This window comes from Paenibacillus sp. B01, from assembly GCF_009649995.1.
GTDB lineage: Bacteria > Bacillota > Bacilli > Paenibacillales > Paenibacillaceae > Paenibacillus_O > Paenibacillus_O pasadenensis.
Map to the genome: position 1 here is coordinate 1 of NZ_CP045802.1, position 10,000 is coordinate 10,000.

8 protein-coding genes (1 of these 8 cut by a window edge) are annotated in these 10,000 nt (G+C 61.5%); 7 read left to right on the forward strand and 1 reads right to left on the reverse strand.

What is annotated here, in order from left to right; all coding sequences use genetic code 11:
- From dnaA to gyrB, 6 genes are all read left to right on the forward strand, one after another.
- Complete coding sequence (gene dnaA, locus GE073_RS00005) at nucleotides 1–1,353, forward strand: chromosomal replication initiator protein DnaA (RefSeq protein ID WP_028598003.1); 1,353 nt, start codon at nucleotides 1–3, stop codon at nucleotides 1,351–1,353.
- Between the two features lie 225 nt (nucleotides 1,354–1,578).
- Complete coding sequence (dnaN, locus tag GE073_RS00010; protein WP_028598002.1) at nucleotides 1,579–2,721, forward strand: DNA polymerase III subunit beta; 1,143 nt, start codon at nucleotides 1,579–1,581, stop codon at nucleotides 2,719–2,721.
- A gap of 110 nt (nucleotides 2,722–2,831) precedes the next feature.
- The gene (yaaA, locus tag GE073_RS00015; protein WP_028598001.1) at nucleotides 2,832–3,047 is read left to right on the forward strand and encodes a S4 domain-containing protein YaaA; all 216 of its coding nucleotides are present in this window, start codon (nucleotides 2,832–2,834) and stop codon (nucleotides 3,045–3,047) included.
- A gap of 58 nt (nucleotides 3,048–3,105) precedes the next feature.
- Nucleotides 3,106–4,215: a DNA replication/repair protein RecF gene (recF, locus tag GE073_RS00020; protein WP_028598000.1), complete on the forward strand. Its 1,110-nt coding sequence runs from the start codon at nucleotides 3,106–3,108 to the stop codon at nucleotides 4,213–4,215.
- Nucleotides 4,216–4,282: 67 nt separating this feature from the next.
- A complete protein-coding gene (gene remB / locus GE073_RS00025; RefSeq protein WP_028597999.1) occupies nucleotides 4,283–4,534 on the forward strand; it encodes an extracellular matrix regulator RemB in 252 nt (83 codons plus the stop codon).
- Between the two features lie 76 nt (nucleotides 4,535–4,610).
- The gene (gyrB, locus tag GE073_RS00030) at nucleotides 4,611–6,524 is read left to right on the forward strand and encodes a DNA topoisomerase (ATP-hydrolyzing) subunit B (protein WP_028597998.1); all 1,914 of its coding nucleotides are present in this window, start codon (nucleotides 4,611–4,613) and stop codon (nucleotides 6,522–6,524) included.
- Nucleotides 6,525–6,611: 87 nt separating this feature from the next.
- Here gyrB and GE073_RS00035 read toward each other — a convergent pair whose 3' ends face one another.
- Complete coding sequence (locus GE073_RS00035; protein ID WP_028597997.1) at nucleotides 6,612–7,370, reverse strand: YheC/YheD family protein; 759 nt, start codon at nucleotides 7,368–7,370, stop codon at nucleotides 6,612–6,614.
- Nucleotides 7,371–7,691: 321 nt separating this feature from the next.
- On the opposite strand from GE073_RS00035, the gene gyrA reads away from it, so the two are divergent.
- On the forward strand, nucleotides 7,692–10,000 hold the 5' portion of the coding sequence (gyrA, locus tag GE073_RS00040; protein WP_028597996.1) for a DNA gyrase subunit A. Its footprint extends 190 nt past the window's final position; 2,309 of the gene's 2,499 nt are visible here — the first part of the coding sequence; it begins with the start codon at nucleotides 7,692–7,694; the stop codon falls past the right edge of the window.

A 10,000-nucleotide genomic window follows, 5' to 3' on the forward strand; every position in this document is an offset into this window, starting at 1 on the left:
GTGGACAGCCATACCGTTGATTTGTGGCAGCAAGTGCTGTCAATCATCCAGACCAAATTGAGCAAACCGAGCTTCGACACTTGGTTCAAGGCGACGAAAGCCAATTTCTCGGATGAAGGACAGCTTGTCGTCACGGCGCCGACAACGTTCGCGGTGGAATGGCTGGAGAGCCGCTACACGAAGCTCGTCCGTTCGACGGTGTCCGACTTCGTCGGCAAATCCGTCGATATCCGGTTCGTCATCGAAGAGAACCGGCCGCCCGAGCCCGCGACTCCGGCCCAGCCGCCCGTCAAGCCGGCTCCGGCCGTGCCGGGAGAGACCTTTTCGCATATGCTCAATCCCAAATACACATTCGACACGTTCGTCATCGGGGCGAACAACCGCTTCGCGCACGCCGCATCGCTGGCTGTCGCCGAGGCGCCGGCCAAAGCCTACAATCCGCTGTTCCTCTACGGCGGCGTCGGCCTCGGCAAGACCCACTTGATGCATGCGATCGGCCATTACATCCTGGAGCACAACCCGAGCACGAAAGTGATGTACATCTCCTCGGAGAAGTTCACCAACGAATTCATCAACGCGATCCGCGACAACCGCGGCGAGAGCTTCCGCAACAAGTACCGCAACATCGACGTCCTGCTGATCGACGACATCCAGTTCCTCGCCGGCAAGGACGGCACGCAGGAGGAATTTTTCCACACGTTCAACGCCCTGCACGAGGAGCGCAAGCAGATCGTCATCTCCAGCGACCGCACGCCCAAGGAGATCCCGACGCTCGAGGAGCGGCTGCGCTCCCGCTTCGAATGGGGCCTCATCACCGATATCCAGCCGCCCGATCTGGAGACAAGGATCGCCATCCTCCGCAAAAAGGCGAAGGCGGAAAACCTGGACATCCCGAACGAGGCGATGGTGTACATCGCCAATCAGATCGACACGAACATCCGCGAGCTCGAAGGCGCGCTCATCCGCGTCGTCGCCTACAGCAGCCTCATCAACGAGGACATCAGCTCGCATCTGGCTGCGGAGGCGCTCAAGGACATCATCCCGTCCAGCCGTCCCAAGATGATTACGATCCATGACATCCAGCAGCGCGTCGGCGAGTTCTACGGCCTCAAGCTCGAGGAATTCAAGGCCCGCAAGCGCACCAAAGCGGTCGCCTATCCGCGGCAGATCGCCATGTATCTCTCGCGCGAGCTGACGGACTACTCGCTGCCCAAGATCGGCGAGGCTTTCGGCGGCCGCGACCATACGACCGTCATCCACGCGCACGAGAAGATCTCCAAGCAGCTCAAGCTGGACCAGGAGCTGTTCAAGGTCATTCAGAACCTGACGGAAAAAGTCAAAAATCATATGTAATCTTATCCCCGAAAAAGGGACAAGAACCGACAAGCCTATGCACAAGCTGTACACATGTGGATAGGCTTGTCGCATCCCCCTTTGGCGGGCTTATCCACATATTCACCGCCCCTACGGCTACTACTGCTTTTTTCTTTTAACTAAACATCATCTAAAAAAAGTACGGCTCCGCCGCAGGTTGAACCCCAAGGACGAGTGCCGCCCAAGCCGCTCAAGGAGGAACGCATGAAACTTACCATCTCGAAAAACGAACTCAACGACGCCATCCAGCAAGTCGCCAAGGCCGCCTCGGTCCGCCCCGCCATCCCGATTCTCGGAGGCATCAAGTTCGACGTGACCCATCAGGGAGTCACGCTTACGGCAAGCGACACGGACATCTCCATCCAGAGCTTCATTCCTGCCGAAACGGACGAGACCGTCATCGCCAAGGTCGACAAGCCGGGCAGCGTCGTCATGCCGGCTAAGTTTTTTGTCGAAATCATCCGCAAGCTGCCGGCGGAGGACGTCCAGATCGAGGTCGGCGACAACTATCAGACGATGATCCGCTCCGGCTCGACCGACATCCAGATGGTCGGCCTGGATCCGGAGGAATTCCCCGTGCTTCCGTCCATCGAGGAGAACGAAGTGCTGCAGCTGCCCGGCGACCTGCTCAAGGCGATGGTCCGCCAGACCGTCTTCTGCGCTTCGACGAGCGAGCAGACGCCGGTGCTGACGGGACTGCTCTGGAACCTGATCGAAGGCGAGCTCAAGTTCGTCGCGACGGACCGGCACCGGCTCGCGAGCCGGATTTCCCGCGTCGACACTCCTGACGGCTACCGGCTGAGCAATGTCGTCATCGCCGCCAAGACGATGGTCGAGCTGTCGAAGCTCGTGCCCGATGGAGCCGGCCTCGTCGATATCGTCGTCGCCAGCAACCAGGTGCTGTTCCGCCTCGGCCATACGCTGTTCTACAGCCGCATGCTCGACGGCACTTATCCCGATACCTCCAAGATTATTCCGCAGTCGTTCAAAACAGAACTCGTCCTCGAGACGCGCAAGCTGATCGACGCGATGGAGCGCGCCTACCTGATGTCCCGCGAGGAAAAGACGAACATCGTGCGTATCGTCACCCTCGAGAACGGAACGATCGAGATCTCCTCCAGCTCCTCGGAGCTCGGACGGGTCACGGAGCAGCTCGAGGTGATCCGCCAAAGCGGCGAGCCGCTGCGGATCGCGTTCAACTCCAAATACATGCTCGACACGCTCAAGGTCATCGACAGCGAGCAGCTCGTCATCAGCTTCACCGGCGCGATGAGCCCGATCATCATCCGCCCCGCGGACCACGACAACAGCCAATACATCATCCTGCCTTACCGCACGACCAACTGAATTTTCCGCGGCGGCGGCGGCACGGCGGGCGACCTTCCGGTCGCCCGCCTTTTCCATGCGCCGCTGCGCTCTCCCTCTTTTCCCATCCCATCACGCAGGAGGCATCCACGATGACCACGATTACGATCAAGACCGACTACATCGCGCTGGGCCAGTTTCTCAAGCTGTCCGACTGCATCGATTCCGGAGGCCAGGCCAAGTTCTTCCTCCAGGAAACGAAGGTCGTCATCAACGGCGAGCCCGACAACCGGCGCGGACGTAAGCTGTACGACGGCGACACCGTAGAGGTGGACGGCTTCGGCAGCTTCAAGGTTCAGAGAACGTGAACCTGTGCCGACGGCGCTGTCCGCCTGGGGCGGACATTTCAAGACAGGGGGCTGAGCGGTGTTCCTGAATGTGATCGCGCTTCGCAACTATCGCAACTACGAGCAGCTGGAGCTCGAGACGGACCGCAAGGTGAATCTGTTCATCGGCCCCAACGCCCAAGGCAAGACGAATTTGCTGGAATCGATCTTCGCGCTTGCGCTGACGAAATCGCATCGCACCGCCAAGGACCGGGAGCTGATCGGCTGGAACGGCAAGGAAGCGTCGGTGCACGGCGAGGTGGACAAGCGCTACGGCCGCGTGACGCTCGATCTCGCCTATTCCGCCCAAGGCAAAAAAGCCCGGGTCAACGGGCTCGAGCAGCGCAAGCTGAGCGGCTTTGTCGGCACGCTCAACGTCGTCATGTTCGCTCCCGAGGATCTCGAGATCGTCAAGGGGACTCCGGGCATCCGCCGGCGCTTCCTGGACATGGAGATCGGCCAGGTGCAGCCGGGCTACCTGCATACGCTGCAGCAGTACGGCAAGGTGCTCGTGCAGCGCAACAATTACCTCAAATCGACGGGACCTTCCGGCGTCAAGCCGGGGCTGCTGGAGGTATGGGACCTGCAGCTTGCGGAGCATGGTGTTAAAATCATGAAAAAGAGGCAACAATTCATAGAAAAGCTGAAGACGTGGGCGGCCGCCATCCATTCCGGCATCACAGCCGGGAGCGAGGAGCTGTCGATCGAGTACCGTCCGTCGTTCGACATCGGCGCGGACGAAGAAGAATCTGTTTTATTCGAGCAATTTATGATAAAGTTAACCCAGGTAAAAGATCAGGAAATCCGCCGCGGCGTTACGCTTGCGGGCCCTCACCGCGACGATCTGGCCTTCTTCATCAACGGCAAGGAGGCGCAGGTATACGGCTCTCAGGGGCAGCAGCGCACGACGGCGCTCTCGCTCAAGCTGGCGGAGCTGGAGCTCATTCGCGAAGAGATCGGCGAATACCCGCTGCTGCTGCTCGACGACGTGCTGTCGGAGCTCGACCAGCACCGTCAGACGCAGCTGATCGAGACGTTCCAGGGCAAGGTCCAGACATTCATAACCGCGACGGGGCTGGAGAGCGTCAATACGAGCCGGCTGTCCGACGCGGGCATCTACCGGGTTGAAGGCGGCAAGGTCACCCAATAGGCCGCCTCAGCCCTTTCTTGGCGATTCTGCCTCCTAGCGGGGCTTTGCATAGAGGAGCGTGAAGGAGATGTACATCCATCTGGGCGGGGAGAAGATCATCCGGGCATCCGAGCTGGTCGCCATCTTCGACATATCCATCGAGCAGTCCTCCAAGCTCTCCAAGCAGTTCGTCGCCGGCGCCAAGAAGCGCAAGGACGTGGAGCTGATCGGCGAGGAGGAGCCGAAGTCGATCGTCGTCACCAAGAGCCGGGTGTATTACTCCCCCATCTCATCATCCACGCTGAAGAAGCGCGGCCACAACTTCGCCGCCAACGGATAAGGCGGCAGGGCATACCCGGAGGCGGCATGCCCGCATCAGTTGCTTAGCGCAGTCGAGAGGAGCAGTGAATCATCGCATGTCTACGAACCAACAGCATACGTACGACGAGAACCAGATCCAGGTGCTCGAGGGCCTGGAGGCGGTCCGCAAGCGGCCGGGCATGTATATCGGCTCGACGAGCGGCAAGGGGCTCCACCATCTGGTATGGGAAGTCGTCGACAACAGCATCGACGAAGCGCTAGCCGGCTACTGCAGCCGGATTACGATAACGATCCACGAGAACGACAGCATCACCGTCACCGACAACGGCCGGGGCATCCCGGTCGGCGAGCATCCCAAAATGAAGCGGCCGACGCTCGAGGTCGTCATGACCGTCCTTCATGCGGGCGGCAAGTTCGGCGGCGAGGGCTACAAAGTGTCGGGCGGCCTGCACGGCGTCGGCATCTCCGTCGTCAACGCCCTGTCCGAGCAGGTCGTCGTCCAGGTCAGCCGGGACGGCAAGATCTATCAGCAGGAGTACCGCCGCGGCGTGCCGCAGTACGACATGAAGATTGTCGGAGAGAGCAGCGAGACGGGCACGCGCACGCTGTTCAAGCCGGATCCCGAGGTGTTCACCGAGACGACGGTCTTCGAGTACGAGACGCTGCAGTCCCGCGTGCGGGAGCTGGCGTTCCTCAACAAGGGCATCGAGCTCGTGCTCGAGGACGAGCGTACCGGCGTCAGCAACACGTTCCGCTACGACGGCGGCATCATCGAGTTCGTCCAGTACCTCAACCGCAACCGCGAGCCGCTGCATGAGCAGCCGATCTACGTGGAGGGCGCCAAGGACGGCATCCAGGTCGAGGTGTCGCTGCAGTACAACGACAGCTACAGCGAGAACATCTACTCGTTCGCCAATAACATCAACACCCATGAGGGCGGCACCCACGAATCCGGCTTCAAGAGCGCGCTCACGCGGATCATCAACGACTACGCCCGCAAGTCCGGCGCGATCAAGGACAGCAACAGCAATCTGTCCGGCGACGACGTGCGCGAGGGCCTGACCGCGATCATCAGCGTCAAGATTCCGGAGCCGCAGTTCGAGGGTCAGACCAAGACCAAGCTCGGCAACAGCGAGGTGCGCGGCATCGTCGAGTCGTTCTTCGCCGAGAAGCTCCAGGAGTTCCTCGAGGAGAACCCGTCCGTGTCCCGCAAAATCGTGGACAAGGGCCTGTCCGCCTCCCGCGCCCGCGAGGCGGCGCGCAAAGCCCGCGAGCTGACTCGCCGCAAGAGCGCGCTCGAGGTGAGCAGCCTGCCCGGCAAGCTGGCCGACTGCTCCTCCAAGGACGCGAGCATTAGCGAGCTGTACATCGTCGAAGGCGACTCCGCCGGCGGCTCGGCCAAGCAGGGCCGCGACCGGCACTTCCAGGCGATCCTTCCGCTGCGCGGCAAGATCCTCAACGTCGAGAAGGCGCGCCTGGACCGCATTCTGTCCAACGCCGAGATCCGCGCGATCATCACCGCGCTCGGCACCGGCATCGGCGACGATTTCGACATCGCCAAGGCCCGCTACCACAAGATCATCATCATGACCGATGCCGATGTCGACGGCGCGCACATCCGCACGCTGCTGCTGACGTTCCTGTACCGCTACATGCGCAAGGTGCTGGAGGCCGGCTTCGTCTACATCGCGCAGCCGCCGCTGTTCAAGATCGAGCGCAACAAGGTCGTCCGCTACGCCCAGTCCGAACGGGAGCGCGACGACATCCTCGCCGAGTTCGGCGAGGGCGCCAAGGTCAACGTGCAGCGCTACAAAGGCCTCGGAGAGATGAACGCCTCCCAGCTGTGGGAGACGACGATGGATCCCGAGAGCCGCACGATGCTGCAGGTGCAGATCGAGGACGCGATCAAGGCCGACGTCATGTTCGACACCCTCATGGGCGACAACGTCGAGCCGCGCCGCGACTTCATCCAGCAGTATGCCAAGTACGTCAAGAACCTCGACATCTAGCGCAAACCGCAAAGCAAAGCCGGCCCGGAGCGATCCCGAGCCGGCTCTCTTTTTTCGGACCTATCGGTCCGGAGCGGCCGTCCGCCCTCAGCGGGCGCTGCGCTTCGGCGCGTAAGCGGCGGCATAGCGCCGCATCCGGCGGAAGATCCCCTTGTCCTGCAGCTTGCGGAAAATATACGGATCCGGCTTCGTGTTCACTTCCAGGATCCACGGCTTCAACGCCGTATCCACGGCGACGTCGAGCCCGATCTCCTTCAGGCGCGGCCAGCGCGTCGCCAGCTGCTCGCCCGTCTGGACGCCGAGCTTCTCGAGGCGGCTGCGGAACTCCTTCTGCGCGGCGGCGTCCATATGGCTGCCCAGAAGCGTCTCGAACGGCGTGATCGTGCCTCCGCTGTGGTAGTTGGTGACAATTTTCGACGGGTGGCTCAGCCTGCCGATGATGCCGGTCGTCTCCCAGGCGCCGGCCGGGTTCCGCTGCACCATGACGCGCAGGTCGAAGCGGCGGTTGCGGTGCCGGAGCAGATGGATTCCCTTCTGCGCCAGATAGCGCTTTTTCGGCCGGATGCGCTCCAGCGACTGGAACATCGCATCGTAGGCGGCATGCGTTTGGACGCGGGTGCCGCTTTGGAACCGGTAGCCGCCTTCTTCGAGCTTCTGCACCTTGATGACGCCGTTGCCGAAGGTGCCGGAATCCGGCTTGATATACAGCATGCCGTATTGGTCAAGCATCGCCTTCAGCGAGTCTTTCGTGTAGACTCTCGTGTCCGGCACATGGAGCGAGAGCTTCTCCGACTGCAGCAGGACCTCCGTCTTTCTCTGCTTGCTCACAACCCGTTGGATAGCCAACCGTTCCTCATCCTTCCTTGTCTCCGAAAAGCGCGCCGTTCCGCCGCTTTCGGCGGTTCGGCTTCCGGATATTAGTGCAAATTCCGATATCGTAAGCGATCAATCAATGCTATAATAGACTGTATTGTCCTATCCGCGATCCATCGTCTTATTTTATGGATTTCGCGAACGGATGGAGCACGGCATCCACCTATTTTTCGACGGTCCCGACGTTTATTTGTCCGCTTTTTGTGCCACACAGATAAGATCGGACAGCGAGCGAGGCGGGCCGCGATCATCAGGCCAGAGCCGCTTGGAGGCCTGACCGCACAGGAGGTAAGTATGGCGGAAGAACAACGTTCCCAAATCAAGGACCGGGATATCGGCACGGAGATGCGCGAATCGTTCATGGATTATGCCATGAGCATCATCGTCAGCCGCGCGCTGCCGGATGTGCGCGACGGGCTCAAGCCCGTGCACCGGCGCATCCTCTTTGCCATGTCGGAGCTCGGCATGGCCCCGGACAAGCCCTATAAAAAATCGGCCCGCATCGTCGGCGAGGTCATCGGCAAGTACCATCCTCACGGCGACAGCGCCGTTTACGAATCGATGGTCCGGATGGCGCAGGACTTCTCCATGCGCTACATGCTCGTCGACGGGCACGGCAACTTCGGCTCCATCGACGGCGACATGGCCGCAGCCATGCGGTATACGGAGGCGCGCCTGTCCAAGATCGCCATGGAGCTGCTGCGCGATCTGGGCAAGGACACGGTCGACTTCGTCTCCAACTATGACGGCGAGGAGCGCGAGCCGTCGGTGCTTCCGGCCCGGTTCCCCAACCTGCTCGTCAACGGCGTGTCCGGCATCGCGGTCGGCATGGCGACCAACATCCCTCCGCATAACCTGCGCGAGATCGTAGACGGCGTCCAGGCGCTCATCCGCAATCCCGACATCACGTCGCTGGAGCTGATGGATTACGTCAAAGGGCCGGACTTCCCGACCGCCGGCTTCGTCATGGGCCACTCGGGCATCCGGCAGGCGTACACGACGGGCCGCGGCTCCGTCACGATGCGCGCCCGCGCCGAGATCGAGGAGAACGGCGGCAAGGCCCGCATCGTCGTGCATGAGCTGCCGTACCAGGTGAACAAGGCCCGTCTCGTCGAGAAGATCGCCGAGCTCGTCCGCGAGAAGAAGATCGAGGGCATCACCGATCTGCGGGACGAGTCCGACCGCAACGGCATGCGGGTCGTCATCGAGCTGCGCCGCGACGTCAATCCGAGCGTGACGCTCAACAACCTGTACAAGCATACGCAGATGCAGTCGACGTTCGGCATCAACATGCTGGCGCTCGTGAACGGCGAGCCTCGCACGCTGACGCTGCGGGACATGCTGTACCACTACCTGCAGCATCAGATCGAGGTCATCCGCCGGCGCACCGAGTTCGATCTCAAAAAAGCCCAGGCTCGCGCGCATATCCTCGAAGGCTTGCGCATTGCTCTGGACCATATCGACGAGATCATCTCGCTCATCCGCTCGTCGCGCACGGCCGACGAGGCTCGCGAGGGGCTGATCAGCCGTTTCGCGCTCAGCATCGAGCAGGCGCAAGCGATTCTCGACATGAGGCTGCAGCGCCTGACGGGCCTGGAGCGCGAAAAGATCGAGTCCGAGTACAACGAGGTGCTGGCCCGCATCGCGGAGTACATGGCGATTCTTGCCGACGAGCAGCTCGTGCTGAATCTGATCAGCGAGGAGCTGGCCGAGATCAGCGAGCGCTTCGGCGACGACCGGCGCACCGAGGTGACGATCGGCGAGGACGAGATCCTCGACGAGGACCTCATTCCGCGCGAGGACGTCATCATTTCCATCACGCACTCCGGCTACGTGAAGCGGCTGCCGGTCACGACCTACCGCAGCCAGCGCCGCGGCGGCAAGGGCGTCATGGGCATGGACACGAAGTCCGACGACTTCGTCGAGCATCTGTTCGTCTCCAACACGCATCACTTCCTGCTGTTCTTTACGAACAAGGGCAAGGTGTACCGGCTGAAGGCGTATGAGATTCCGGATCTGAGCCGCACGGCGCGCGGAACCCCGATCATCAACCTGCTGCAGATCGAGCAAGGCGAGACGGTCAACGCGGTCATCCCGGTGGAATCGTTTGATCCCGACTGCTTCCTGTTCTTCGGCACGCGCCAAGGCGTCGTCAAAAAGACGCCGCTCGACGACTACGCCAACATCCGCAAGGTCGGCCTGATCGCCATCAACCTGCGCGAAGACGACGACCTCATCAGCGTCAAGCTGACGGACGGCAAGCAGCAGATCATCATGGGCACCGCGGGCGGCCAGTCGATCCGCTTCCCGGAGAGCGACGTGCGCTCCATGGGGCGTTCGGCGACCGGGGTCAAGGGCATCCAGCTCGACGAGAGCGACAAGGTCATCGACATGGATGTCGTCGATCCCGACCAGGAAGTGCTCATCGTCACCTCCAAGGGCTACGGCAAGCGGACGCCGATCGAGGATTACCGCTCCCAGTCCCGCGGCGGCAAAGGCATCAAGACGTTCAACGTGAGCGAGCAGCGCGGACCTGTCGTCTGCCTCAAGGTGGTGGCCGAGGACGAGGATCTCATGATCATGACGGAATCGGGTACGCTCAT

What these genes read in the sequence shown, in the direction of transcription:
- dnaN (WP_028598002.1), top strand. Translation starts at nt 1,579, where the DNA reads ATGAAACTTACCATCTCGAAAAACGAACTCAACGACGCCATCCAGCAA.
- yaaA (WP_028598001.1), top strand. Translation starts at nt 2,832, where the DNA reads ATGACCACGATTACGATCAAGACCGACTACATCGCGCTGGGCCAGTTT.
- remB (WP_028597999.1), top strand. Translation starts at nt 4,283, where the DNA reads ATGTACATCCATCTGGGCGGGGAGAAGATCATCCGGGCATCCGAGCTG.
- gyrB (WP_028597998.1), top strand. Translation starts at nt 4,611, where the DNA reads ATGTCTACGAACCAACAGCATACGTACGACGAGAACCAGATCCAGGTG.